At 63.7% G+C, this 26,366-nt stretch carries 20 protein-coding genes and 1 pseudogene; 3 read left to right on the top strand and 18 right to left on the bottom strand.

The window, feature by feature from the left end:
- The 8 genes from ACO07C_RS10510 to murA all read right to left on the bottom strand — a co-directional run bounded on the left by ACO07C_RS10510 (position 1) and on the right by murA (position 9,674).
- A complete protein-coding gene (locus ACO07C_RS10510; RefSeq protein ID WP_421914105.1) occupies positions 1-1,005 on the bottom strand; it encodes a serine hydrolase domain-containing protein in 1,005 nt (334 codons plus the stop codon).
- A gap of 229 nt (positions 1,006-1,234) precedes the next feature.
- Positions 1,235-2,983 (bottom strand): ABC transporter ATP-binding protein, encoded by a 1,749-nt coding sequence (locus ACO07C_RS10505; protein ID WP_421914104.1) that lies wholly within the window; start codon positions 2,981-2,983, stop codon positions 1,235-1,237.
- The gene (locus ACO07C_RS10500) at positions 2,980-3,819 is read right to left on the bottom strand and encodes an ABC transporter permease (RefSeq protein ID WP_421914103.1); all 840 of its coding nucleotides are present in this window, start codon (positions 3,817-3,819) and stop codon (positions 2,980-2,982) included. Before ACO07C_RS10500 ends, ACO07C_RS10505 begins: the two co-directional genes overlap by 4 nt.
- Positions 3,819-4,778, bottom strand: a complete 960-nt coding sequence (locus ACO07C_RS10495; protein WP_421914102.1) for an ABC transporter permease — start codon at positions 4,776-4,778, stop codon at positions 3,819-3,821. Before ACO07C_RS10495 ends, ACO07C_RS10500 begins: the two co-directional genes overlap by 1 nt.
- A 40-nt stretch (positions 4,779-4,818) precedes the next feature.
- The gene (locus tag ACO07C_RS10490) at positions 4,819-6,342 is read right to left on the bottom strand and encodes an ABC transporter substrate-binding protein (protein ID WP_421914101.1); all 1,524 of its coding nucleotides are present in this window, start codon (positions 6,340-6,342) and stop codon (positions 4,819-4,821) included.
- Positions 6,343-6,437: 95 nt separating this feature from the next.
- The gene (murQ, locus tag ACO07C_RS10485) at positions 6,438-7,361 is read right to left on the bottom strand and encodes an N-acetylmuramic acid 6-phosphate etherase (protein WP_421917490.1); all 924 of its coding nucleotides are present in this window, start codon (positions 7,359-7,361) and stop codon (positions 6,438-6,440) included.
- Positions 7,362-7,533: 172 nt separating this feature from the next.
- Positions 7,534-8,421, bottom strand: coding sequence for a BadF/BadG/BcrA/BcrD ATPase family protein (locus ACO07C_RS10480; RefSeq protein ID WP_421914100.1), 888 nt, complete (start codon positions 8,419-8,421; stop codon positions 7,534-7,536).
- The gene (gene murA / locus ACO07C_RS10475; RefSeq protein WP_421914099.1) at positions 8,418-9,674 is read right to left on the bottom strand and encodes a UDP-N-acetylglucosamine 1-carboxyvinyltransferase; all 1,257 of its coding nucleotides are present in this window, start codon (positions 9,672-9,674) and stop codon (positions 8,418-8,420) included. Before murA ends, ACO07C_RS10480 begins: the two co-directional genes overlap by 4 nt.
- Positions 9,675-9,875: 201 nt before the next feature.
- Between murA and ACO07C_RS10470 the strand changes: the two genes are divergently transcribed.
- On the top strand, positions 9,876-10,736 hold the full coding sequence (locus ACO07C_RS10470) for a MurR/RpiR family transcriptional regulator (RefSeq protein ID WP_421914098.1): 861 nt from the start codon (positions 9,876-9,878) through the stop codon (positions 10,734-10,736).
- A gap of 7 nt (positions 10,737-10,743) precedes the next feature.
- Here ACO07C_RS10470 and ACO07C_RS10465 read toward each other — a convergent pair whose 3' ends face one another.
- The 8 genes from ACO07C_RS10465 to ACO07C_RS10430 form a co-directional block, all read right to left on the bottom strand.
- A complete protein-coding gene (locus ACO07C_RS10465) occupies positions 10,744-11,841 on the bottom strand; it encodes a DUF2218 domain-containing protein (protein ID WP_421914097.1) in 1,098 nt (365 codons plus the stop codon).
- A complete protein-coding gene (gene fhuB / locus ACO07C_RS10460; RefSeq protein WP_421914096.1) occupies positions 11,834-13,855 on the bottom strand; it encodes a Fe(3+)-hydroxamate ABC transporter permease FhuB in 2,022 nt (673 codons plus the stop codon). Before fhuB ends, ACO07C_RS10465 begins: the two co-directional genes overlap by 8 nt.
- On the bottom strand, positions 13,848-14,726 hold the full coding sequence (locus ACO07C_RS10455) for an ABC transporter substrate-binding protein (RefSeq protein ID WP_421914095.1): 879 nt from the start codon (positions 14,724-14,726) through the stop codon (positions 13,848-13,850). Before ACO07C_RS10455 ends, fhuB begins: the two co-directional genes overlap by 8 nt.
- A 22-nt stretch (positions 14,727-14,748) precedes the next feature.
- Complete coding sequence (locus tag ACO07C_RS10450; protein ID WP_421914094.1) at positions 14,749-16,941, bottom strand: TonB-dependent siderophore receptor; 2,193 nt, start codon at positions 16,939-16,941, stop codon at positions 14,749-14,751.
- Between the two features lie 136 nt (positions 16,942-17,077).
- A complete protein-coding gene (locus ACO07C_RS10445; RefSeq protein ID WP_421914093.1) occupies positions 17,078-17,875 on the bottom strand; it encodes a helix-turn-helix domain-containing protein in 798 nt (265 codons plus the stop codon).
- Positions 17,876-18,086: 211 nt separating this feature from the next.
- Complete coding sequence (locus tag ACO07C_RS10440; protein ID WP_421914092.1) at positions 18,087-19,442, bottom strand: glutamine synthetase family protein; 1,356 nt, start codon at positions 19,440-19,442, stop codon at positions 18,087-18,089.
- 297 nt (positions 19,443-19,739) lie between these two features.
- Positions 19,740-20,438, bottom strand: a complete 699-nt coding sequence (locus tag ACO07C_RS10435) for a GntR family transcriptional regulator (RefSeq protein WP_421914091.1) — start codon at positions 20,436-20,438, stop codon at positions 19,740-19,742.
- A 196-nt stretch (positions 20,439-20,634) separates the two neighbouring features.
- Complete coding sequence (locus tag ACO07C_RS10430; RefSeq protein ID WP_421914090.1) at positions 20,635-21,786, bottom strand: C45 family autoproteolytic acyltransferase/hydolase; 1,152 nt, start codon at positions 21,784-21,786, stop codon at positions 20,635-20,637.
- Positions 21,787-21,918: 132 nt separating this feature from the next.
- Here ACO07C_RS10430 and ACO07C_RS10425 point away from each other — a divergent pair, with 132 nt between their 5' ends.
- Both ACO07C_RS10425 and ftsZ read left to right on the top strand, forming a co-directional pair.
- The gene (locus ACO07C_RS10425; RefSeq protein ID WP_421914089.1) at positions 21,919-22,851 is read left to right on the top strand and encodes an FCD domain-containing protein; all 933 of its coding nucleotides are present in this window, start codon (positions 21,919-21,921) and stop codon (positions 22,849-22,851) included.
- 231 nt (positions 22,852-23,082) lie between these two features.
- A pseudogene (gene ftsZ, locus ACO07C_RS10420) lies at positions 23,083-24,042 on the top strand (cell division protein FtsZ); the annotation flags it as partial.
- A 153-nt stretch (positions 24,043-24,195) separates the two neighbouring features.
- Here ftsZ and fba read toward each other — a convergent pair.
- Positions 24,196-25,260 (bottom strand): class II fructose-bisphosphate aldolase, encoded by a 1,065-nt coding sequence (fba, locus tag ACO07C_RS10415; RefSeq protein ID WP_421914088.1) that lies wholly within the window; start codon positions 25,258-25,260, stop codon positions 24,196-24,198.
- Between the two features lie 216 nt (positions 25,261-25,476).
- Complete coding sequence (locus ACO07C_RS10410; protein WP_421914087.1) at positions 25,477-26,196, bottom strand: FadR/GntR family transcriptional regulator; 720 nt, start codon at positions 26,194-26,196, stop codon at positions 25,477-25,479.
- Between the last annotated feature and the right edge of the window lie 170 nt (positions 26,197-26,366).

The raw sequence follows: 26,366 nt of genomic DNA, 5'->3' as shown, positions 1-26,366 counted from the left end.
CTAAGCTCCATTGACGAGATCGCCGACCGCCTGGCGAAGCGAGGCGATCCCGCTGTCGAAATGACGTGTCGGATGGATCCGGTTGGTGAGCAAGGTCCAAGCCCTGCCTTTGTCGAAGTCGATCCACAGTCCCGTGCCGGTAAAGCCGGTATGGCCGATGGTGGCTGGGCCACACAAGGCGCCGCCGGACCAGCCCTCATACGGGCGCTCCCAGCCATGGGTGCGGGTGGCTGACAAGGGCGTGCGCATCAAAGCAATGGAACGTTCGGAGGCGCCGCCGCCATCCAGCAATCCCCCAGCGAAATCGAGGATCGATGCCGCCGTTCCGAACAGCCCGGCATGGCCAGCACCTTGCAGCGCCGAGCAATTGTCATCATGGACTTCGCCCGAGAGCACGCGATGGCGCCAGGTGCAGTCCTCGGTCGCGGCGGCGCCATCGGGTTCCGCGGACCAGGCAAAGCCGAGGCCGGGGTCCATGTCGCGGATGGTCCTGCCCGTTAGGCGCTCCAGCGCGAAACCCAGGAGAATGAAGTTGATGTCGGAATAGACGGGCTCCCGTTTCAGCCATTCGCGCTGCAGGATGAAGGCGCGCAGCAACTCCGGGTCCCGCCCGTAAGTGTAGATCGGCTCGACGGCGGGAAAGGGCGTCTGGTGCCCAAGGCATTGGCGAAACGTCACCTTCCGCTCCCACGCCTCCGCATCGTACTGGCGAAGGTCCGGCAGAACCGAGATCAGCGGCGCGTCGAGATCTATGACGCCTTCCTCGGCCAGCGCCAGGATGCGCGGCGTCGTGAAGATGACCTTGGTCAGCGATGCAAGGTCGAACCATGTTTCGACATGCATCGGCCTTACGGTTGGCACCAATTGCGCGCAGCCGGTCGCCTTGATGATACGTTCGCCGTTTTTGTCGACAATGCCGAGCACGCCCCCGGGAATGCGGCCCTCTGTTACCGCCGCTTCGAGCGGTCGGAAAGCACGATCGAAGGGCGTGGCGAGTTTGATCAATGCCGGCCCCCTTCAGATAGGCAGCGATCTCTCACGCTCCCCTCTGTCCTGCCGGGCATCTCCCCCACAAGGGGGGAGATTGGCGGTTTACGCGCGCCGCCAGCCTTCAGGTGTTGGAGATTGGCGAAGGCAGATGCGACATCCAATCTCCCCGCGTGTGGGGGAGATGCCCAGCAGGGCAGAGGGGCGCGCTGTCCCGCTGACCTCGCATACTTCAGGCTACCAGCCATCACACTTCCGCCCTCGCCATGTGGTCGGGCCCGAACTGCTCCCATCTGGCCTGCGCCGGTTCAAACCCCGGCGGCCGAACAAGCGAAGGGACCTGCCGCGTATCCAGCTCGAAACGCTTATGCCGCCGATCGATGGTCGGAACAGCGGCAATCAGCTTCCTGGTATAGGAATGCCTGGGCTCCGACAGCACCGAGGCAGCATCGCCGATCTCGACGATCTGCCCGGCATAGATCACCGCGATCCGGTGGGCGATCCGCTCGACCACCGCCATGTCATGCGAGATGAACAGATAGGCGAGGCCGAACTCGCGTTGCAGGTCGACCAGCAACTCCAGCACCTTGGCCTGCACGGACACGTCGAGCGCGGACACGGCTTCGTCCAGCACGACGACGGAAGGGTTGAGCATCAGCGCTCGTGCGATGCACAGCCTTTGCCGCTGGCCACCGGAAAATTCGTGCGGATAGCGCTCCAGGCTGTTTCTTGGCAGGCCGACGCGCTCGAGCAGCGCCGCCATTTTCGTTCGCGTTCCGGCATCCACCCGGTCGCCGTTGGCGACCACCGGCTCGGCCAGGATGCTTTCGATGGTCAGCCTGGGGTTGAGCGATGCATAGGGGTTCTGGAACACCATCTGAACGGGCAGGGCACTTCGCTCGGCCGAGGCCTTCCGGACCGCGACAGAGAAGGTGCCGCGCGTCGTCTTCACCAGCCCCAGGACGGCGCGAGCGGTGGTCGATTTGCCAGAGCCGCTTTCGCCGACAATGGCCAATGTCTCGCCCGGCATCAGGTCGAAATCGACGCCGTCAACGGCATGCACGGCACCTGTCGCGCGGCTGAAGAAATTACCCTTGAGGGGAAATCTTACCACCAGCCCGTCGACCTTCAAGGCCGGTTGCGCGTCTCGGTTCTTGTCGCGCTGTCCGTCCACGCGCGCCGCGCGACCGCCAGCGAAATGCGGCACGGCGTGCAGCAGATGCCGCGTGTAGGGATGCTGTGGATGGTCCAGGATCCGGTTCAATTCGCCCTGTTCGACGGCCTGTCCGTTCTGCATCACCATGACCTTGTCGGCGATGCCGGCAACAAGGCCGATGTCATGGGTGATGAAGATCATGGACATGCCGGTTTCACGCTTCAGCTCGGCAAGCAGCGCCATGATCTGCGCCTGCACGGTCACGTCGAGCGCCGTCGTCGGCTCGTCGGCGATCAGCAGGCGCGGGTTGCAGGCCAGCGCGATGGCGATCATCACCCGCTGCAGCATGCCGCCCGAAAGCTGGTTGGGCGTGTATTTGAGGCGCCGCGCCGCATCGGGAATGCGCACGCGGTCAAGCGCATCCTTGGCCGCCGCTGTTGCCTGCCGGCCGGTCAGGCCGCGATGCAGGCGAAACGATTCCTCGATCTGGGTGCCGATGGACAGCACCGGATTGAGCGAGGTCATCGGTTCCTGGAAGATCATGCCGATCTCGGCGCCACGGATCCTTGTCAGTTGCGGTTCGGTGGCGGTCAGCAGGTCGAGGATGCTGCCGTCGGCACGCTTCAGGTTCATGGCGCCGCCGGTGATGCGGCCGCCGCCGAAATCGACGAGACGGTTGATCGACAATGCCGTGACGGATTTTCCCGAACCGCTTTCGCCGACGATGGCCAGCGTCTCGCCGTCGGTGAGGTCGAAGCTGACGCCGCGAACCACTTCGTTGGCTTGCGGATTGCGGCCGAAACCGACGCGCAGGTTGGCGACGGACAGAAGCGGGATCATGTCGTCGCTCTCCGCATCTTCGGGTCGAGGATATCGCGCAAGGCGTCGCCAAGCAGGTTGAAGCCGAGGATGCTGACCATGATCGCCAGGCCCGGAAAGATCATCAGCCAGGGCGCCGTTTCCATCAGGTTGCGGCTGTCGCTGAGCATCAGCCCGAGCGACGCCGCCGGCGGCTGGATGCCGAGGCCGAGAAAGCTCAGGCCTGCTTCCGTCAGCAGCGCCCAGGCCAGCGCGAGCGTGACCTGGACGGTCAGCGGCGCCACCAGGTTGAGCAGCAGATGGCGGGTGACGATGTAGGACGGGCTGCTGCCGAAGGTGCGCGCGGCGTCGACGAACTCACGCGCCTTGAGCGACAGCGCAGGGCCGCGCACCACACGCGTGAAGATCGGCGTGTAGACGATCGCAATGGCAAGGATGCTGGTACATGTGCCCGGCCCGGCAACGGCCACGATCAGCAGCGCCAGGAGGATTGCCGGGAAGGCCAGCAGCACGTCCATGACGCGCATCACGACACCGTCCCAGCGCCGGCCGAACCAGGCGGCCGCCAAGCCCAGTGCAGTGCCGGCGAGCGATGCAAAGGCCACCGAGAAGAAGGCGACGGTGAACGACTGGCCGACGCCCGCCATCAGCCGGCTTGCCACATCACGGCCGAAAAGGTCCGTGCCCATCCAGTAGGTGCCGTTGGGAGCATGCAGCCGGTCCACCCGGAACTGCGTCAGCGGATTGTGCGGTGTCAGCCCGAGCATGCCGAGCGCCGCGATGATGAGATAGAGCCCGACGATGAAGCCGCCGATACGCCCGCTGGGATGCGCGAAGATGGCCCGAAGAACGCGCATCAACCCTCCCCCAGCCGAATGCGCGGATCGAGCGCGACATAGGCGAGGTCGACCAGGAGATTGACGATCATGAAGTTGAAGGCGATGAACAGCACGCTTCCCTGCACCAGCGCATAGTCGCGCTGCAGGATCGCGTCGAGCACCATGCGCCCGAGACCCGGCAGCGCATAGATCTGCTCGACGATGACGGCGCCGCCCAGCAGATAGCCGAATTCGATGCCACTCAGCGTCACGACCGGGATGAGTGCATTGGGCAGGGCATGCCGCCAGATGACGCTGCGCGCCGACGCGCCCTTGCTGCGCGCGGTCCTCACATAATCGTCGCTCAGCACATCGAGCATCGCCGAGCGGGATATGCGTGTGACCGAGGCGGCGAAGGCAAATCCGAGCGTGATCGCCGGCAGGATCAGCTGGCTGAGATTGCGCAGCGGCTCCTGCCAGAGCGGTGCGAACTGGCCCATCGCCGGCAGCACGCCGAAGCCGGCCGACAATGCATAGATGATCAATAGCGCAAGGACGAAGTTTGGCGTCGACTGGCCGATCATGGCGACGACGCGCACCACCAGATCGGAAGGCTTTTCATTGTGCGTGGCGGCGAAGACCCCGGCGGGCACGCCGACGACAAGCGCGATGATCATCGACAGCAGCGCGAGCTCGAGTGTCAGCGGGAAGCGCTCGAGGATGACGTCGAGCACTGGCCTGCCATAGGTGACGGATATGCCGAGATTGCCGTGCAGGATGCCGAGCAGCCAGCGTCCGTATTGAATGAACCAGGGCTGGTCGATGCCGAAATAGGCTGCAAGAGAATCTCGCTGTGCCGGCGTCAGCAGTCCGGCCTCTGTGCCCAGCATCGCCGTGATCGAGTCGCCCGGAACCATCCGGATCGCCACGAACACGACAAGGGAGACACCAAGCAGGACGAGAGGGAAGGTCGACAGCCGTCGCATCAGATAGTTCACGCGAAGAATACCTCTCGCCCTGCGTCGATATCGGGTGCTGCTACTGCTGGATCGTGACCTTGCCCAGGCTGAACAGCGTGCCGGTCGGCGTCGGGACAAACCCCTGGATGTTCTTCTGCTGCGCCGTGTAGCTGTACGAGGTGTAGAGCCAGATCCAGGGCGAGACCTCGGCGAGGTGCTTCTCGAACTCGGCGAAGATCACCTTGCGCTTGGCCGGATCGGTCTCGGCGCGGCCCTGCTGCATCTGGCTGTCGAGCGTGTCGTCGATATAGTTCGCCACCTTCTGCAAATTGCCAGCCTTGGTCCAGTAGCGGTTGTACATGGTATAGGGGTCGGCCCTGCCGCCGTTCAGCGCAATCGCCATGTCGAAATCGCCCTTCAGCCAGGCGTCGACATAGACGTTGAGCTCCATCATCTTGATGTCGAGCTTGACGCCGATCTCGGCGAGTTGCGACTGGATCACCTGCGCTTCCGCCGCCGCCGTCGGCGGCTCGCCGGTGGCGCCGATAACGGTCGCCGAAAAGCCGTCGGCATAGCCCGCCTCCTTCATCAGCGCCTTCGCCTTCTCGACGTCGCGCTTGTAGCAGAACAGCTGGCTCGGATCGGTTGCCATGGCCGGAATGGTCAGCGGGCCGGTGACCTTGCCTTCGCCCAGCGAAGCGGTATCCAGCACTTCCTGCCGGTCGATGGCGCAGGAGATCGCCTGCCGCACCTTGAGCTCTGTCATCGGCTTGCGCGAGGGATTGAGCTGAAGCACGTGATAGGAGAGCACCGGCACGCGGTTCAGCTGCAGGCTGGCTTCCTTGGGGACCAGCGTGGCGACCAGCGGATCGTTCAGCAGCGCGAAATCGATCTGCTTGGTGCGCAGCGCCGCCAGGATCGCCGTTTCGTCCGGCAGCACGCTGATCTCGATGCCGTCGACGCCTGTAGGGCCGCCGGCCCAATCCTTGTTGGCGCTGAGCACTTCCTTGGCGTTGGGGTCCCATTTGTCGAGCTTGAAGGGACCAGAGCCGATCGCCGCCGTGCCGATGGTGCCGGCCTTGATCTCGCTTGCCGGAACGATCGCCGCGTTCACGTCGCTCATCGCCGTCAGGATCGGAACATCCGGCTGCGACAGGTGGAAGACCACGGTGGCCGGATCCGGCGTATCCATGCTGGCGATCGACAGGAAGTTGGCGCGGGCGGCAGCACCCGTCTTCTCGTCCAGGATGCGCTCGAACGATGCCTTGACGTCGGCCGAGGTCACCGTCGCGCCGCCCTGGAATTTCGCTTTCGGGTCGAGCTTGAACGTCAGCGCCTTGCCGTCCTTCGAAAATTCCCAGGACGTGGCGATGGCCGGCACGATCCGCAGGCTGGCGTCGACGCGCACCAGCGGCTCATAGATCAGTTCCAAGAGCCGCAGCGACGAGAAGGCCGTCTGCTTGTGCGGATCAAGCCCCGTGGCGTCCTGCGCCCACGCCATGTGCAGCGTCGCGGCATTCGCCTGCGTCGAAATCGCAGCCACGCCCAGCATCGCCGCGAGCGTGATGCCGGAAAGTAGTTTCCTGGTAAGATGCTGTCCCATTCTCGTCTCCCATTATGATTGAATGCCTTGCAGTTTCCCTGGGCCGCTTCAAAGGCACACGCACCTTTGAGTATCGGCCCAGTGCTTGTGCGGCCTCACGCCGTCTTGTCACTGATCGCCTTGCGCAGGAAACCTCCTGTCTTGCCAAGGGCCTCGCGCGCATCTTCGACGCCCATGCCCGTGATCACCACCAATATCGCCAGCTTCACGTCATTGCCGGTCTTGTCGAGCGCCTGCCGTGCCTTCGGCGCCGAGCAGCCGGTCGTCTGCATGACGATCCGGATGGCCCTGGCGACAAGCTTCTTGTTGGACGGATTAAGGTCGACCATCAGGTTCTGGTAGCTCTTGCCGATGCGGATCATGCTGGCGGTGGTCAGCATGTTGAGCACCAGCTTCTGCGCGGTTCCCGATTTCAGCCGCGTCGAGCCGGTGAGGACTTCGGGGCCGACGACAGGCGAGATGGCGATATCGGCAATGCCGGCAATGGTCGATGCCGGATTGCAGGACAGTGCGACCGTCGTCGCGCCCACCTGTTTTGCGTAATTCAGGCCGCCTATGACATAGGGAGTACGCCCGCTGACGGCGATGCCGACGACGACGTCGTCGGCGGTCAGCTTTATGTCGCGCAATGCCCGCGCGCCTTGCCTGGGATCGTCTTCCGCGCCTTCCGCCGCCCGCACCAGCGCGTCGGCGCCGCCGGCGATCAGCCCCACCACCATGCCTTCGGGCACACCGAACGTGGGCGGGCACTCGGATGCGTCGAGAACGCCGAGACGGCCGCTCGTGCCGGCGCCCAGATAAATCAGCCGCGCGCCTTTTTGAAAGGCTGACACGATGCGGTCGACGGCATCCGTGATCTCCGGGATGACTTTCTCCACGGCCAACGGAACGGCCCGGTCCTCGTCATTGATCTTGCGCAGGACGTCGAGGGTCGGCAACAGGTCGATGTCCATCGTGTTCGGGTTCCGATCCTCGGAAACCAGCTGCTCCAACTCAGACATCAACCCTTTTTCGGTCATCGGGCTGCTTTCAAAAATTGCCATGTCGCCGGCGCAAAGATGGATCTGGCGTCAAGCGTCGCACGCCGACGCCGCCATTCGCCACCAATCGCATTCCGTTAACTTTTTAGAATTCGATATTCTTAATGTCAACGAATGATTGGAATAAAATATTCCTTGTCCTGTTCAGGCGCTACCGACCATCAAGCGATTTCCTGGCTAGGATGATCGCACCGGAAACGGCATCGCCGTCAGCGGGCTTCAAACGGCGTCGTACATCGGGAGCAAGCCACGGTTCGAGCGGGCTGGAGAGGCCTCCGAGCAGAGTGACGCGAGGCGCGCCCTGCTCAAAAAGCACCCTCACGAACGTGTCGATCTGCTCGGCCGCGCTTTGCACGATGCGCCGTCCGACGGGATCACCCTGGTCGGCGTGGCGCATAACCATCGGGGCCAGGGCCGCATAGTCGGTCGCCGTCGCGTGGTCCATCCACGCCACCGCAGCCATCGGGTCGTTCTGGAACCGTTGCATTACCTCGGCCACCAGCGCCGTGCGCTCATGCCGTCCGTCATGGGCGCGCAGCGCAAGTTGCACGACCTTCAGCCCGAGATCGGCGCCGCTGCCTTCGTCGGAAATCGGAAAGCCATAGCCGCCGACGCGCAGGTCGCGTCCCTCGACGAAGCCGAGGCCGATCGAGCCCGTGCCGGCAATGACGATGGCGCCGTCCAGGCCGGAATGGGCGCCAAGGCAGGCGCCGACACCGTCGCTGACGAAGTCGATGCTGGCGAAGGGATGGGCGATCGCCCGAAGCGCCTCCAGCGCGCCCTTGCGCCCGATGCCGGCAAGGCCGATCCCGGCCCGGATGCGCGCGGCTTCGGCCGCGCCGAAACCCGCCTCCGCGATCGCGGCACTGTAGGCTCGGGAAATCGATGCCCATGCTTCTTCGATGCCGAGCCGCGTCGTTGCCGGGCCTGAAAGCCCTTGTCCTAGAACCGTTCCCGCCTCGTCCTCGATGCGGGCCCGGCACCCGGTCCCGCCACCATCGACGCCCAGGAAATAAGAACCTGACGCCGACGCGCTCATGTGCTGATCCGCTCGATCTGGGCGCCGCAGAGACGCAGCTTGCGGTCTAGTTGCTCATAGCCGCGGTCGAGGTGATAGACCCGGTTGATGATCGTTTCGCCCTCGGATACCAGCGCCGCCAGCACCAGCGAGACCGACGCGCGCAGATCGGTGGCCATCACCTGCGCGCCCCGCAGTTTCTCGCCGCCGCGCACCAGCGCCATGGTTCCCTGCAGCTTGATGTTGGCGCCGAGCCGCATCAGTTCGGGCACATGCATGAAGCGGTTCTCGAAGATCGTCTCGCGCAACAGCGAGGCGCCGTCGGCGCAGCACATCAGCGCCATGAACTGCGCCTGGAGATCGGTCGGAAAACCCGGATAGGGTTCCGTGGTGACGTCGACGGCCTTGAGCGGACCGTCCCGCGACACGATCAGCCCACGGTCGCCGGGCCAGACCTTGACGCCGGTGGCCTCGAGGAGTTGTACCACGGAAGCCATGTGCTCGAGCCTTGCGTGGGTCAGTTCGAGCTGGCCGCCGGTGATCGCGGCGGCGACCGCATAGGTGCCGGCCTCGATCCTGTCGGGGATGATGTGGTGGCTGGCGGCCCGCCATACGGTGCTGCCGGCGATCAGGATGCGATGTGTGCCGGCGCCTTCGATCCTGGCGCCCATGGCGTTGAGGCAGGCGGCGAGGTCGGCCACCTCCGGCTCACGCGCCGCGTTAAGGATTTCGGTCTCGCCCTTCGCGGTTGTCGCGGCCATCATTGCCGTCTCCGTCGCGCCCACCGATGGCGAACTCAGCACGATGCGCGTGCCAGCCAGGCCGTTCGGCGCCGAGGCGACGATCAGCCCGTTTTCGATCGCAATGTTGGCGCCAAGGGCTGCGAGCGCCCCCACATGCATGTCGACCGGCCGCGCGCCGATCGCGCAGCCACCCGGCAGTGAAACCCGCGCATGCCCGAACCGCGCCAGCAGCGGGCCGAGAACCAGGACCGTCGCCCGCATCTTTCTCACAGTGTCATAAGACGTTTCCTTGGAAACGGCGGCACTGGTGTCGATCGTCGCGGTATGAGCCGACCGCGTCACTTCGGCGCCGTGAAGCGCCACCACGCCGAGCATGTTTTCCACATCGGTGACATCAGGCAGGTTGGTCAGTTCCAGCCGATAGGGGCTGAGCAGCGCCGCCGCGATCTGCGGCAGTGCGGCGTTCTTGGCGCCGGAGATGGTCACCGCGCCCTGCAGCCTTTGTCCGCCGGCGATCCGTAACTTGTCCATGGCTGTGGAACCCGATCTGTCGTGACCTGAGATAGCGAGCCTACAGGCTCGCAAGGGGTCTTTCATGCTCGAATCGAGGATCGACGCGGCATGCTTCGAAAGTCGATCGATCATTCTTCGCTGTCAATCTTGATTGGAATAATTTATTCCTGGATCTGGCATCGCCGGCCTGCCGGCGTCCTGAACCGCTCGGGGAAACGCATGTCCGTCCTGAAGAAGATCGAAGTGAAGCTCGACGCCATGGCGCCCGGCGATCGCGAGATCGGCCAGTACATTCTCGACAATCCCGACGGGATGCTGCGCCTGTCGACGGCGGCGCTGGCGGCCGAGATCGGCCGCAGTCAGTCGAGCGTCGTCAAGTTCAGCCAGAAACTCGGCTATGCCAGCTATCAGGAGCTCAAGCTTGCGGTGAGCGAGGCCAAGGCGCAGGACTGGCAGGTTCCGGCCGGCATGATCCACGGCTCGATCGAGGTCGGCGACAACCACCAGGTCATCCTGAAGAAGCTGATCGGCAGCAAGCTTCTGTCGATGCAGCAGACAGTCGCCAGCAACAGCGAGCGCATCATCTCAAAGGCGCTGGACATGCTGGATGGCGCGCGCCGCATCCATCTGGTCGGCGTCGGCGCATCCTCGCTGGTGGCGCGCGATTTCTCCTACAAGCTGATGAAGCTCGGCCGCAATGTCCTGCATGACAGCGACAGCCATATCCAGATGGCCAATGTCTCGACGCTCGGGCCTGGCGACGTGTTGTTCGCGCTCTCCTATTCCGGCGCCAGCATCGAAACCCTGCGCATCGCCGAGCTTGCCCGCAAGCGCGGTGCGACTGTCATCGCCGTCACCGGCTTGCACGACAATCCGCTGAGCCGCGTCGCCGACATCCGCCTCTACACGGTCGCCGACGAGGAGCGCGCGCGCTCGTCCTCGATCACCGCGCGCGATGCACAGCTGACGCTGACCGACCTCCTTTTCATCCTGCTGGTTCAAAGGCAGCCTGATGCCAACGAGTTCGTGCACAACAGCGAGGTGGCTGTTTCCGTGCTGAAAGCCGATCGATCCTCGTAACTTCCGCTCAGCTTTCTTCCCGGCGCGCCGTGTCGCCCTCGAAGCCACACCGCCAGTAGGCGACCACAAGATGCTGCTCACGCGTCAGCTTCCTGTCCTGTCGCAGGTGCGATCGGATCGCGCGAAAACTCTTGTACTCGCATCCCGCCCAGGCAAAGACGCGGCGGTCATCCTCGGGCCATCGTACTTTCCGAACCGCGTCCTCTAGCAAAGTGGACTTGCCCGGCGCGATGTCATTGCGGTGCAGCCATTGGACATCCAGCCCGGCCCGCGAAGCGAGTGGCTGTTCCTCCGCGCCATCGGCGACCTCGATGCGCACCACCGCCTGTGCGTCTCCGGGCAGCTCCTCCAGGATACGGCCAATCGCCGGCAGGGCCGTCTCGTCGCCCGCCAGCAGGTACCAGTCGGCGGGGGCGACGCTGCCGCCGCCCGGCCCGGTCATGCCGACGATGTCGCCGATATCAGCGTTACAGCCAAAACGGGCACCGGGCATTCCCTCACCTTCATGCAGGACGAAATCGATATCGACCTCGCCTTTCTCGACGTCGACGCGGCGCAGCGTGTAGATGCGCACATCCGGACGCTGTTCAGCCTCGGGCCAAGCCGGGCGGCCATCCGCGCCGGTGACCGGCCATGCCGGCGTGATGCCATCCCGGGGGAGCAGCAGGCGGATGTGAAGGCCGCCGGTGGCGAAGCGCTCGAGGTTGTTGCCGGCGAGGGTCACCCGCCGCATGTGCGGCGTCACGCTGGCGGTTCTGACAACGCGCATCTCGCGAAAGTAGGGCAGCGGCTGGCCCACCGCGCCGTCGCCTTGCCAGACGATGCTGGGGTTTTCGGCGGACGCAAAGTTAAGCAGATGCTCGGCAATGGAAAGCTTCACATAGGCCAGCGAGCTTTCGTCCCGGCCTTCGGCGCGGACCTTCAGGCAGCCCTGGCAGGCTTCCATGCTGGCCGAACCGAAAGCGGTGTCGATGCGGCTGCAGGCGCCGTCGACTGCGACCGTGCCGAATTCGACAAAATGCGCGCAAAGCCGCTTCATGACGTCTTGCGGACAGGACAGCAGGATCTCGGCGGAAGCTAAGAAATTTCTCGGCATCTCAGCCATGGCGCGGCACTCCCTTTGCAAGCAGGTAGACGAGATACGGTCCGCCAAGCAGCGAGGCGAAAAGACCGGCGGGCAGTTCGTAGGGAAAGGCCGCCATGCGCGACAGCCAGTCGGAGAGGACCATCAGCAAGGCGCCCAACAGCATCGCCCCGGTGAGGTGGACGCGTGCGCGCGAAAAGCCGACGAGACGGGCAAGGTGCGGCGCGATCAGGCCGACGAAGCTCAGCGGGCCGACGACCATGGCGGCCAGCGCGGCCAGGATCGCCGCGACGATGATCAGCATCAGCCGTCCGCCGGCCACCGGCACGCCCAAGCCCCGTGCGCTGTCGGGCCCGAGCGGCAGTATGTCCAGCCAGCGGGCGGCGAGGAACAGCGGCAGCGTCAGCGGGGCCAGGCAGGCGATCGCTACCCAGGCATCGACAGCGGTTGCCTGGCTGGTCGAGCCGCTGAGCCAGCGCAAGAGGATGTAGGCTTGCGCATTGCCCATCGCTATCGTCGCGGTGATGACGGCGCTGCATAGCGCGCTCATGGCGATGCCTGCGAGCAGCAGCCGGTCCGTGCCGAATTTCGCCCGTGCAGCGATGGCCAGCATCACGAGCAATGCCGCCAGCGCGCCAAGACCGGAGCCCACGAGCTGCCAGCCAAGGCTGGCTGTGGCACTGACCATCAGCACGGCGGTGAGGCCCGCACCGGCGCCCGTGCCAACACCCAGCACTTCGGGGCTTGCCAGAGGGTTTCCGGTGACACGCTGGATCACCACCCCGGCCGCCGCCAGCATGGCGCCAGCGGCCGCGGCCACGCCGATCCGTGGCGCGCGCCAGGCGGCGAGGTCGGCCAGCATCTCGCCGCTGGCGATCGACCAGCCCATGGGGCCACGCCCAACCACCAGTGCCATGGCTACAGCGACAAGCGTCAGCGCAAGCAGGAGCAGGATGAGGAACCAGGGACGGCTGGCCTTGTGCGATTTGGTGCCGGTGGCGCCGAGATGCGGCCATTCGAACATGCGCAACCGTGGCAACAGCCACAGCAGCAGGGGGCCGCCGAGCAGGGCCGTGCCCGCGCCGGTCGGAATGCGTTCGCCGCCAGAGCCGGCGGCCAGTTGCACCAACCCGTCCGTCAGCCACAGCAGGGTGGCGCCGATCAGGGGTGCGGCGAGCAGCTTTTGCCGCAAGGTGCGAGCACCCGAAAGTGAGGCAAGTGCTGGTGCGGCAAGACCGACGAAACCGATGACACCGACCTCGGCTGCCACGGTCGTCGCCATCCACACGGCAAGCGCGATGATGAGAAAGCGGCTGGTGTTGCGGGCGACGCCCAGGCCGCGTGCCGAGCTGTCGTCGAGGCCAAGGATCGTCAGCGGCCGCAGCAGCATCAGCGCTGCGCCGCCGCCTGCTGCCAATCTGATCGCCAATGCCATGGCCGGACCCCAATCCTGCTGGACGAGGGATCCGCCGCCCCAGATGAACAGCGAAAAAAGATATTCGCCATTGGCGAGGATCAGGGCGGCGCTGATGGAACTGGCTGTCAACGCCACCATCATCCCGGCAAGCACGACGGACACCGGTTCCAGCCCGCGCCGCCAGGTCAGCGACAGCACCAGCAGCACTGACGCGATGCCGCCGGCAAAGGCGACTGACCCCTGCGCCCGCTCCATCAGCAAGGGGGCGTGAAGCGAGGCGATCGTCATGGCCAATTGCGCGCCCGCCGAGATGCCGAGCGTCGACGGCTCGGCCAATGCATTGCGCAATACGTGCTGCAGCAAGAGGCCGGATAGGCCAAGGACAGCGCCTGCCAGCACCGCCACCGCCGCGCGTGGCAGTGTGCTGTAGAGCAGGATGATATGATCGAGATCGACGCCGTCGCTCGGCAATGCGGCCGGCCACTGCATGCCGACCCGCCATACGAACAGGAGCGCGGCCGCTAGCGCCAGCATGCCCCATAGGGCAACTGGCGATAAGGCGCTGCCGGCAATAATGCGATAGGGCAGGGCGGGGCGGGTCACGGCGCGATCAGTCATGCCGCGTGCCGGCAAGCGCTGCCGTGGCAAGGCGAGCGAAGCGGCGTGCCGAAGGCAGGCAGCCGAAATGATTGACCGGCTCCAGCACGGTGACGCGGTTCTGGCGGACTGCCGGCAACGCGTTCCACAGGGCATTTGATGGAAGCGAGCGGCCGACATCCGCCGGCAGCGGCGAAACGATCAGGATCGACGCTTCGGGCAGGCGTGCCAGCGCCTCCAGCCCGACCGGCGCGGCGGCGCTGTAGCTTGTCTCGTCGGTCCAGGCGTTTTCAATGCCGAGGCGGGTCAGCACGTCGCCGAACATGGCGTCCCGCCCAAAGGCACGGAAATGGCGGGAATCGCCAAGGCTGATGACGAAGGCCGGGCGCGTGGAACCTGGAGACAAGGCGGCGCGAAGCCGTGCGATTTCGTGCGCGGTATCATCGACGTACCTCTTGGCTTCGGCCTGCCGGCCGAGCCTTTCGCCCAGTGCCAGCGTCGCCGCCTCGGCGAGCGGATAGGGCGGCACGCCGGCCTCGTAGACGGTTTGTGCGAACACCGGCGCGATGCGTTCGAGCATCGGGCGCTGGTATTCGTAGAAATTCGAGATGACGATGAGATCCGGCGCGACGGTGAGCAGAAGCTCGTAATTGGGCGCGCCGCGCAGCCCGAGATCAGCAACCGATTGCGGGACGGCCGGCTCGACCACGATCTTGCGGAACTGCATCAGTTCCGTCGCCGCCACCGGTTCGATGCCGAGCGCCAGAAGCGTTTCCAGCATGCCCCAATCGATGGCGGCAATGCGTGGCGCCGCCGCCTTGCTGGCGACCGGGGACAGCAGGGCAGAGGCCGCCAGCGCAAGCGCCTGCCGTCTGTTGGGCAGATGGATCATTGCCTGCGGCTTTGACGAATGGCTACCAAGTCGTGTGCGCCTTCAGCTTGATCGAGCGGCCTTCGCCATAGCTACACACGTTGATACCCTGGCATCCGGAGACATAGGTTTTGTCGAAGAGATTGGTTATGTTGAGATCGACGCCCCAATTCTCCTTCTCGTAGCCGAGCTTGAGATCCGCCAGGGTAACCGCGGGCACCTTGAATTCGTTGGCCTGGTCCGCCCATGAGGAGCCGAGATAGCGCATACCACCGCCGATCGAGATGCCATCGTACCAGTCGCCGCGGAACGTGTAGTCGGCGGAAACCGAGGCCATCACCTCCGGTACGAGGAAAGGCCTTTTGCCGATGAGAGTGGGGTCGGCATCCTTTGTAACCTTGAGATCGTAGGCCGTGAAAGCGCCGGTGACACGGAAGTCCTCGGTGACGTTCACCTTGCCTTCCAGTTCCACGCCGCGCGACCGCACTTCGCCGGTCTGAATCTGGACATAAGGATTATCGACGGTTGGGGTGGGCACGTTCTGTCGGGTGAGGTCGAAGAGCGACAGGGTGAACAGGCCGTCGATGAAGCTTGGCGCATATTTGACGCCAGCCTCATATTGGGCGCCCTCTTCCGGCTTGAACAGACTGCCATTGGCGTCGGTGCCGATAATCGGGTTGAAGAAGGTGGCCATGCTGACATAGGGCGTCAGACCGTTGACGAATTCGTAGGCGAGGCCGGCGCGACCGGAAAAATCGCCGACCGAGTTGCTCAGGGAACTCGAAGTGTTCGAGTAGTAGGTAGGACGGTTGTCAGCATCGAGCCAGCCGCGATCATAGCGGCCATTCAGCGTCACCAGCCAGCCATCGCCGAAACGCAACTGGTCCTGCGCATAAAGGCCAAGCTGCTTCTGCGTCAGGTCCTGGTTCAGGTAACTCACGCGCGGCGTCAGAGGCACGCCGTAAACCGGGTCGAAGGCATCGATCGGCGGCGTTGTGCCGAAGAGAGCCGACGACTGCACCTGGTCGATGTTGTAATACTTGTAGTCCAGGCCAAACAGCAGCGTGTGTTCGATCGAGCCGGTCCGCACCTTGCCCTCGATCTGCAGGTCCGAGAGGAATGTCATGGCGTCCGTGTCATGGCCGAAATTGACGCGGTCAAGTTGCGTCGCGTTCGCCCATCCGTTTGGATAGACATAGACCTCGTTGATATCAGCTGCCGTGAAGCGCGTGTTGGAGCGTACCGTCCACTGATTGTCGAATGTGTGCTCGAACTGGTAACCGATCGAACCCTGCTCGCGCTTGTAGAGGTCTATGCTTGGTTCCGTGAAATTGGCATCGGGATTGATACGGCCGTAATTCGTGCAGTTCCCCGGAAGCTGACACACAATGTGGTCCGTCACGGTGCCTGAGTAAGGCAGGAAGGTACCGCCGCCGTGGTTTTCGTCGACGTGGCTGTAGTTGGCCAGCACCGTCAGCTTCGTCTGCTCGTCAGGTTGCCAGGTGATGCTTGGCGAGATGAAGCCGCGCCAGCCATTCTGCAGGTCGCTGTAGGTGTCGCCGCCGGCGACGCGGCCATTTATGCGGTAGCTGATTACGCCATCGCTGGCCACGTCACCGATGTCGAAGCCGAGATAGGCATTGCCGGCGTCGTTGATGCCGGTCTCGACATAGCGCTGCCGGCCATCGGGAAGCTTGCTGACATAGTTGACGATGCCGCCGGGATTGCTGCCGCCATAGAGTACGGAGGCCGGCCCCTTCAGCACTTCGATGCGCTCGAGCCCGAAGCTGTCGACATAGAAGCCGCCGAAGCCGTAGCTGAACAGCTGCAGCCCATCCATGTAAGTGCCTGTGGCCGTCGCGTCGAAGCCGCGTATGTACAGCCAGTTGGTGCGGCTGTCGGGACCGAAGGGCTGGGCGAACACGCCGGCTGTGTAGCGCAACGATTCGTCGATCTTCTGCGCGCCATGGTCGTCGATTTCCTGGCGGCCGACCACCGAGACGGATTGCGGAATGTCCTTGATCTCCGTCGCGGTCTTGGAGCCGGTCTTCGTCCTCTTGGCAACGACGCCTTTGACCGGCCCGGTCGCGCTGTCGCCGGTCTCACCCTCGACCACTACCGGCTCCAGTTGGGTGCTGTTCTGGACGGTCTGGGCGAACGCCGCCACCGACGGGATCATCGCGACGAGGGCGACGCCGCCCGCAAGGAGCGCCTTCATCCGGTAAGTTCTGCTCATAAGGAATGTCCCCGCCTGACGGAATTGAGATACTTGACCATCTATCTCAACTTATTTGCGGGTCATTGGATGGATTTGTATGGCTTGTCCGTTCTTGTCCAAATGGTGGATATCGATGCCCCGTGTTGCGGAAATGTCACTGGTGTGCGGCCAGCCAGGCGGCAGGCGTCATTCCGACAATTGATTTGAAGACGCGGGTCAGGTGCGCCTGGTCGAAAAAACCCGCGGTTTCAGCAATGTCGCTGAGTGAGGCCTTTCCATGCGTCATCATGGCTTGCACCCTGGCAACACGTGCCTGCATCTGCCAGCGATGCGGGGGCACCCCGGTGGCCGCCTTGAAGGCATGGCTCATGGCTGTTTCCGACAGGCCGGTCAGCGCGGCCAGATCGGCGAGCCGTATCTTGTCCAGGCAATGCGCGTCTATGTACTCGGTAACCAGCCGCAGCTTGTGGCGCGCCAGCGGCGGGCGCCTCCGTGCGGCGGTCGGCCTCTCGATCTGGAAGAGACTGACGAACAAGGCGTTTAGCAGCCCCTCACCATAAAGTTCGTGCATCGGTCGGTTGTTGTCGCATTCCGCCGCGATCAGGCCGGCCAGCGTGGCGACCCTGTCGTCGCGAAACTGGATGCGTGGCACGTGCAGGGTTTCATGATCGAGGCTGCGGCCAAACCGGCGTCTCAGCATCGCCTCGTCGAAATGCAGATCGAGGTGCCGGATCCGGCGCAGGTTCTCGACCCGACTTCGGATAGGCACGCCAGCTGGTATGTAAGCCATGGAAAACGCGCGCCGATGCTGCCGCAATTCGCCCTTTGCACCTTCAACGACAAAGGCGCCGTCGCCCTCCAGATCGAGCGTGACAAACAATCTGGGATCAGGGGAAACATAGAAGCCTTCGGCCTCCTCCCCGCATGAGACATCCCACAGGTCGGCGACCACGCCCTCCCAGACGTGCCACTTCAGGTCGCCGATGACGGAAAAGCCTTCAATTCGGCTTTCCATGCGCGGAACGAATGTCAAGTTCGCTATCCCGGATCCTAATACATGACAAAAATAATCATGTTTATGAACGGTTCGCGTCTTTGCCGCAAGCCCTTGCTTCGCTCAAGCCGAGAAGGGCGCTTGGATCCGTTCCGCCTGTCAGTCGAGCCTAAACGCTTTCGAGATAGGTCTCGATCTCGAAGTCGCTGACATTGAGCGCGAACGTGTTCAACTCCTGCCGTTTGCAGGCAATGAAGGAGTCGCGCAGGATTGCCGGAAAGATCTCGGCCACATGCTGCCCGCTTTCAAAGGTGGCGATGGCGGAAGCCCAGTCCGGCGGCAGTTTCGCCGGCACAACGCCTTGTCCGTCGCTGCCGGTCGGATCGCCAGGCGACATCTGCCTTTCAATACCGATCAAAGCGGCGCCCAATATGGCGGCAAGCACCAGATATGGATTGGCGTCCGCTCCCGACACGCGATGCTCTATGCGTCGCGCGCCAGTCGGGCCGCCGGGAATGCGGATCGCGACCATGCGGTTTTCGTAGCCCCAGGCGACCGCGGTTGGTGCATAGGACCTTGGACGAAGCCTGCGGTAGGAGTTGAAGTGCGGTGCGAACACCAGCGTGCTCTCGGCCATCGCCGCGAGCAGACCGCCGACCGCATGGCGCATGGTGTCCGATCCCTGGTCCGTGCCATCGTCGAAGATGTTGCGTCCCTCGGCGTCGATCAGGCTGAAATGGACGTGGAAGCCATTGCCGGCGCGGTCGCCATAGGGCTTCGCCATGAAGCAGGCGGCAAATCCGTGCTTGCGCGCGATGCCCTTGACCGTTCGCTTGAACAGCACGGCATCGTCGGCGGCACGCAGGGCATCCGCGACGTGATTCAAATTGATCTCGAACTGGCCGACGCCGTTTTCGGCAATGGCGGTGTCGACCGGAATGCCTTGTGCCCGGCAGGCCTCGTACACGTCGTGGATGAAGGATTCGAAGTCGTCGATTTCGTCGATCGACAATGCCGCGTCGGAATCGAGGCGGCGCCCGGTGACCGGCGACACCGGCCCGACCGGCCGTTGCGACTGCGGATCGACCAGATAGAATTCAAGTTCGGTTGCCGCGACCGGTGTCAATCCCAGCGCCTTGTAGCGATCGAGTATGCGAGCCAGCGCCCGCCGCGGATCGCCAAGATAGGGCGCACCGTTTTCGTCGGCGAGCCACAGTGGGACGAGTGCCGTCGGATGGGCTGTCCACTCCACCGGAAGAATGCCGCGTCCCGTCCATTGACAAAGCCCGTCGGCGTCGCCGGTCGAGAAGACCAGCGTGTTGCCTTCGATGTCTTCGCCCCAGATGTCGAGTCCGATCAGGGAATAGGGCATGCGCAGCTTGCCCTCCAGCGCCTTGCGTGCCTGCTCGACCGGGATGCGCTTGCCGCGCATGACGCCGTTGAGGTCGCACACAGCAGCCCTCAGGCTCTGGATGTCGTTTCTGCTTTCAAGCCAGTTCAGGACGTCCGCAATTGCATCGCTCAATTTCTAACCTCTGGTTTTGAAGTGTGCCACAGCCTGATCGGCTGTCTGGCCCGTGTAAAAGTAGCTTGTGAGTTTTTGGAAAGCCGATCTGGCTGCCGCCAGCGGTTTTCCCTATTTTTTCAAGTTACTAGCCCGGATGTCGGGAGGAATTTCAAAACCAGTTTCGCGATCTGCGATCGCAACATAGAGGCAAGAGGGCAGAAAGCCAAGTGGGATTGTGGCATTTGAACCGCCGCGGCCCGCCGCCAACGCGACATGGGCGTTGGTATCGGGTTCAGCGTTTGCCGCGACGCGCTTCTAGTTTCTCGTTTCCGGAAACCTGGCCTGCCGAAGAATATGCGCCGCGCCCTCGTCGATGTCGCGAACGATGGCCGCGCGGGCGCGCTCCCCATCCTGGGCCTCGATCGCCGCGACGACTTCCTCGTGGTAGTCGATGTCGAGAATGGAGGCGAGATCGTCCTCGAACCCCATGGCCAGGTTGCGCAGAAACGGGCCAACCTGCATCCATACGGTCTCGATCAGGAAGATCATCTGTTCATTGCCGCAATGGCGATAGATCGAGAATTTGAAGTCGTGGTTCTTGCGCAGATAGTCGTCGATATCGCCCTTGCGCGCCGCCGACGTCAGATCGGTGCAGTGGCGCCGGATCGTGCGCAGATTGTTGCCATTGATGAGCTTTGTCGCCAGTTCAGTCGCCGAGCCTTCGAGGATCGTGCGCACGGCGGTCAATTGCGAGAATCGTTCGGCCGAGATGATCGGCACTTCCACGCTGCCGTTCGGCATGGGGCTCAGCGCACGCAGTGCCTGCAGCCGCATGAAGGCACTGCGCACCGGCATGTCGCTGGTGCCCAGTTCCTTCGCCAGCTTGCGCGAGGTCAGCTTCTGACCGGGCACGAACTGGCCGGACATCAACGCTCTGACCAGTTCCAGATAGACTTTCTCATGCAAGGGCACGGTGTCGACGGCGGTCAACCCGAAGTGTGTTCTGTCGGCCATTGGCGGTGCGCTTCGTTCTGAAATCTACGCAGCTGACGACATCCGCCGCTAGTACATTGTATGATGGCTGAACGCGGTGTGAGCCGTTGTCAGCTATTTTCCATGCGACATGATAGACGCATCGATCGCGGCGCCGCAAGCCGGTGTCGGCAATGCGCCCAACCCGCGATTTCCTTGTCGCAATGATGAGGGGTCTCTAGCGCGCGGGCAGGGCCCTCCCAGCCTTCTCGACGACCGTCTCGTCCATCGTCAGTTCGTAGCGCGTGAAATCGCGGTTCTCGGCCGGCAGCGGTGCGATTTCCATGAACCCGCTGGCAGGCTCGAAGATGATCATCGCCACCGTCGCCGAGAGGTTGCCGCCTTCCTTGCGGTTCGCGGGACGGCAGACGCTGAGCGGTGCGGCGAAGTCGTCGAACAGGGCCTCCTTGAGGTCATCGACGGTGATCTCGCCGTGCCGCGCGTCGAGATGGCGGCGAACGCGATAGTCGCGGTAGAGGCTGTCCGGCACATCGCCGAGGCCGGTTTCGCGCAATTTGGACAGGGCGACCGGGCTTTGCCAGTGATTGGCATGCACGATCATCTCCTTGTCCGGATAGATCGGGAAGGCTTCGTCGGGCGCGCATTCGAAGTCTACCGCGAAACCCTCCGCCGTGCTCAGGATCATGTTGTTCGAGCAGGATTTCGGCGTCGTTGCCACCACCTTGATGGCATGGGCGAAATGCCGGGCTTCCAGCGCACGGCGGCGGATGAAGGGCAGGGGGATGCCGATGTCGCGGTAGTCGCGATCCGATTCCAGATAGTTGGCCGTGATGCCGATGCCCGTCGCGTTGAAGCCGCTGCGCGCCAGCCCGCCGGCCTCGGTGAAGGTGAGGAGGTCGGGGCCATCGGTGCGCCCAACGCGCAGGACAATCGAGGTCTCCGCGCATTCGGCGCGCCAGTCCCAGTTCTGGCCGTGGATCAACCGTCCGGCCTTCGTCGCCTCCGGCAGGATCACCGCGCCCGTGCAGCCGTCGGGCTCGTCGTCGGAAATGCCTTTCTCGCGCTTGGCCAGTTGCAGGATCTCGGTGCGGGCATTGACCAGCAGGATCGCGGCCAGGCCGACATTTGCGCCGAAGGCGATCCCTTCCATCTCCTCGACGAGATCGGGCGCCCATTGCCGAAGGCGGGGAAGGAACATGCCGCCAAAGCGCTCGACATCATCCTGCCCGAAGCCGAACCGGGCAAGCTGTGAGGCATACAAGGCCACTGATGCATGGATGCGGTCTCGCGCTTGCTCGCCATAGGCCTTGCCGCGCTCTGTCGGGGTGCCGCTGACATCGACAAGCGGAAATGGCGCGATTGCGTTCATGGAAATTTGCCTCGAATGGTTGTCGGAAAGGACAATATTGCATTATAATTAAATGAAAAGCATCAAAGTTAGAGAAATATCGCAGGAAGTTGCCGGGAGGATATCTATAATGCCGAATCCGACGGAGTACGCATGAGCGTGGATACCATCGCCCAGCCAATATCGGCGGGAGCCGCGAGCCCGCTGCAGATCGATCTGGCGCGCAGGATCCTCGAACGCATGCGCGATGCCGGCTGGACGGTCGGCACCCGCGTTTCCGTGCCGGATCTTGCCCGCGCATTCGGAGTCTCGCGCACCCCGATAAGCGCCGCGCTTGAGTTGCTCGTCGCGCAGGGCATCGTGGAGGGACGCGAGACGAGGGGCCTGCGGTTGGCGCTGGACGTTGCCGCGCTCGACCCGGAGGCAATCCTGCCGAATTCGCCCCTGGAGGATCTCTACCGGCGGATGATGAGGGACCGTGCTCTCGGAGAACTGCCTCAGGAGGTCTCGGAAGCCGAACTCATGCCGCGCTATCAGGTGCCGCGCGGCGTGGTCAGAAAGCTGTTGCTGCGCTTTGCCGCCGAGGGGCTGGCGCAGCGTCTGCCCGGGCATGGCTGGCGCTTTGCTGAATCGCTGGTCGGCGACGATGCTCAACGGGAAAGCTACGAATTCCGCATCGCCATCGAATGCGCGGCTATGCGCTCGCCGATGTTCCGTGCTGACGGGAAGCTGTTGGAACAGATCCGGCGTGCCCACGAGCGCATTCTGTCCACCATCCCGAATGGAAAGACACTGGCCGGTGGCGACGAGTGGTTCCGGGTCAACGCGTCGTTCCACGAGGGACTGGCGGCGTGCTCGGGCAATCGTTTCCTGGCGGACGCCGTGCGCCAGCAGAACAATCTGCGCCGGTTGCAGGAGTCAGCGGGATTCGCGCAATTGCCCACGGAGCGGCTCGAACGGTCCTGCCGCGAACATCTTGCCATTCTCGACGCGGTCGAAGCGGGAGAGATCGAGTGGGCCGAGGCACTGCTTCGCCAGCATCTCCGCCAGGCGTCGGAGTTCGCATCACCGCCGCTTTCATCGTGAAAAGGCGGGATTTTCCGGCTTGGCGATGGCGCGAGCCGGTGAGGGGCTGACCGATGCACTATCCGATTACAAATGTTGAATCGCCCGTACTTGCGCGGGCGGCCGCTCTCTGGCTTTTTGAGGCACCCATCCGGGCGGCCTGATTCGGGTCGCGCTGCTTTCCGTTCGGTTGCAGTTTCCGGACAGAATTTTGTGAGCGAGCCGCAGGCGATCGGCGAAGGAGAAGCAGGCATGGCCGAGTTCAAGAAGCCCGAAATCTCCGAGATGAGACCAAAGATCACCGTCATCGGGGTTGGCGGCGGGGGCGGCAATGCGGTCAACAATATGATCACGGAGCAGCTTCAGGGCACCGAGTTCATCGCCGCCAACACGGACGCCCAGGCGCTGGCGATGTCGAAGGCGACGAGGCTGATCCAGCTTGGCGCCCATATCACCGAAGGCTTGGGCGCCGGATCGCTGCCCGAGATCGGCCGCGCCGCCGCCGAGGAATCGCTGGACGAGATCATGGACCATCTCCAGGGCACGCATATGTGCTTCGTCACAGCCGGTATGGGTGGCGGCACCGGAACGGGTGCGGCTCCAATCATCGCGCATGCCGCGCGCAAGGCCGGCATCCTCACCGTGGGCGTCGTCACCAAGCCGTTCGCCTTCGAAGGCAAGCGCCGCATGCAGATGGCGGAGGAGGGCATAGCCCGGCTGCGCGAGAGCGCCGACACGGTGATCGTCATCCCCAACCAGAACCTGTTCAGGATCGCCGATGCCAAGACCACCTTCGCCGATGCCTTCGTCATCGCCGACCGGGTGCTCTATTCCGGCGTCGGCTGCATCACCGACCTGATCGTCAAGGAAGGCCTGATCAACCTCGACTTCGCCGACGTGAAATCGATCATGCGCGGCATGGGCCGCGCGATGATGGGGACGGGCGAGGCGTCCGGTGAAAGCCGCGCCATCAAGGCGGCGGAAGCGGCCATCGCCAACCCGCTTCTGGATGAAGCCTCGATGAAGGGCGCCAAGGGCGTGCTGGTCTCGATATCGGGCGGCCGCGACATGACGCTGTTCGAGGTCGACGAGGCCGCCACCCGAATCCGCGAGGAAGTCTACGAAGACGCCGACATCATCGTCGGCGCAATCTTCGACAAGAATCTGGAAGGCAAGTTCAGGGTATCCGTCGTGGCGACTGGTCTCGACACCCCGTTCGCCGAGGACGCCGACATACTGGCCGCGAATGCCGGCCAGCCGCGCCAGCGGATTCTCCAATAGTTCCAGGCAATGTGTGGAACGGTTTTTCGTCCAGCGTGAAGAAGGAGCCGCTCGGGCTCCTTCTTCAGTTGAAACGGCAAGGGTTCAGCCGAACTTCGGGTCGAGGCTGCCGGACTTGTAGCGCTTGGCCATTTCGGCGACAGGCAGCGGCTTAATCTTCTGCGCGTTGCCGGCCGTGCCGAACTGCTCGAAGCGTTCCTTGCAGAGCTTGCGCATGGCGGCCATGGCCGGCGTCAGGTACTTGCGCGGATCGAACTCGCTCGGGTTCTCGGCCAGCACCTTGCGGATCGCGCCGGTCAGCGCCATGCGGTTGTCGGTGTCGATGTTGATCTTGCGCACGCCGTGCTTGATGCCGCGCTGGATCTCTTCCACCGGAACGCCCCAGGTCGGCTTCATCTGGCCGCCATACTTGTTGATGATTTCCTGCAGGTCTTCCGGCACGGAGGACGAGCCGTGCATCACCAGATGCATGTTGGGCAGGCGGCGGTGGATTTCCTCGATGACGTTCATCGCCAGCACGGCGCCGTCCGGCTTGCGCGAGAACTTGTAGGCGCCATGGCTGGTGCCCATGGCCACCGCCAGGGCGTCGACATGGGTGTCCTTCACGAATTCCACCGCTTGCACCGGATCGGTGAGCAACTGGTCGTGGCTGATCTCGCCCTCGACGCCGTGTCCGTCTTCCTGCTCGCCGCCGCCGCTCTCCAGCGATCCCAGCACGCCGATCTCGCCTTCAACCGACACGCCGCCCCAGTGCGCCATGTCGACGACGCGCCGCGTGATGCCGGAATTGTAGGCGTAGTCGGCCGGCGTCTTGCCGTCTTCCTTGAGCGATCCGTCCATCATCACCGAAGTGAAGCCGTACTGGATCGCGGTGACGCAGGTGGCTTCGTTGTTGCCATGGTCGAGATGCATGCAGACCGGGATGTCGGGGTGGATTTCGACCAGCGCGTCGATCAGCTTGGCCAGCACCACGTCATTGGCGTAGGCGCGTGCGCCACGGCTTGCCTGCAGGATGACCGGCGACTTGGTCTCCTCCGCGGCCTCCATGATGGCGAGGCCTTGTTCCATATTGTTCATGTTGAAAGCGGGGACGCCATAGCCGTATTCGGCGGCGTGATCGAGCAATTGTCTCAGTGTTATGCGAGCCACCCAATAGTCTCCCGTATCTGGTTTCAGCGCAATGTCGCGGACTGCCGGTTGCCGGTCAGCCCATCGATGCTTCTGGCCGGATTTCGGTGCAACCGCAACAGCCCGGCACCCTGCCCGGAGCAATTCTTGTTACACAACGGCGGCTGATGGTAATGTGACATCAAAACGGCCGCCGGCGCGTTGGGGGTATTCTGTGAGCGCGCGGGGAAGGCGCCCTTATTTCTGCCGGCCAATCCTCGCCGCCAGGGAAAGCCGGACATCCTCTTCCGCTCCGTCCAGCAGGGCGACCAGCGCCTTGCTGGTGGCCGTTGGATTGCGCTTTTCGATGCTCTCGACAATCCGCTGGTGCAGTTTGAGCGAATGGCGCTGTCCGGCGGGACTGTCATCCGAAAGCCGGAAGCTGATCACCAGCGCGGTCTCGATCAGGGCGGCGAGCGACCCGATCAGTTCGTTTCCCGACATATGCAGGATGGCCTGGTGAAAGTGCAGGTCCGGTATGGCGAAGCGCTCGCCATCGTCGCCGGCCTGTTCCATTTCTTCGAGTATGGCGCGCAATTCAGCAATCTGTTCCGGCGTGGCGCGCTCCGCCGCCAGTGCGCCGGCCGTCGGCTCGATGGCGCGGCGCAACTCGAACAGGGAGCGCGCGTCCTCGGCGGTCGTCCTCGCGCCGAAGCGCCACATCAGCACGTCGGGGTCGAGGAAGTTCCAGTCCTTGCGCGGGCGCACCCGCGTGCCCGTCCGGGGACGCATCTCCACCATGCCCTTGCCCGCCAGCACCTTGACGACCTCGCGCAGGCCCGTGCGGCTCGCGCCAAGGGAAGCGCTCCAGTCATCGCCGTTCGGCAATTGGTCACCAGGAACGAATTCTCCGCGCACGATGCCTTGGCCGATTTCGTTGAGCAGTCTGGCATGAAGGCCGGAGGACGATCCCGTCATGCGCGATGTCATCCGGGGCACCCTCGGGCGGGCGGCTGAATTTTTCATATTGTTCCCATTATTCATATGATTGTCACGCGCTCCCCCTAGTGAGCACATCGTTGAACCAGCGGCCAGAGCGGCCAACCAATTACAGCGTAAATAACACCCGAAGAACCAAAAATCTCGGA

Origin of the sequence: Mesorhizobium sp., assembly GCF_965229135.1 — a bacterium.
Taxonomy (GTDB): domain Bacteria; phylum Pseudomonadota; class Alphaproteobacteria; order Rhizobiales; family Rhizobiaceae; genus Mesorhizobium.
Note: the sequence above shows the minus strand (reverse complement) of the source record. Positions and strands in the feature narration are given on the sequence as shown.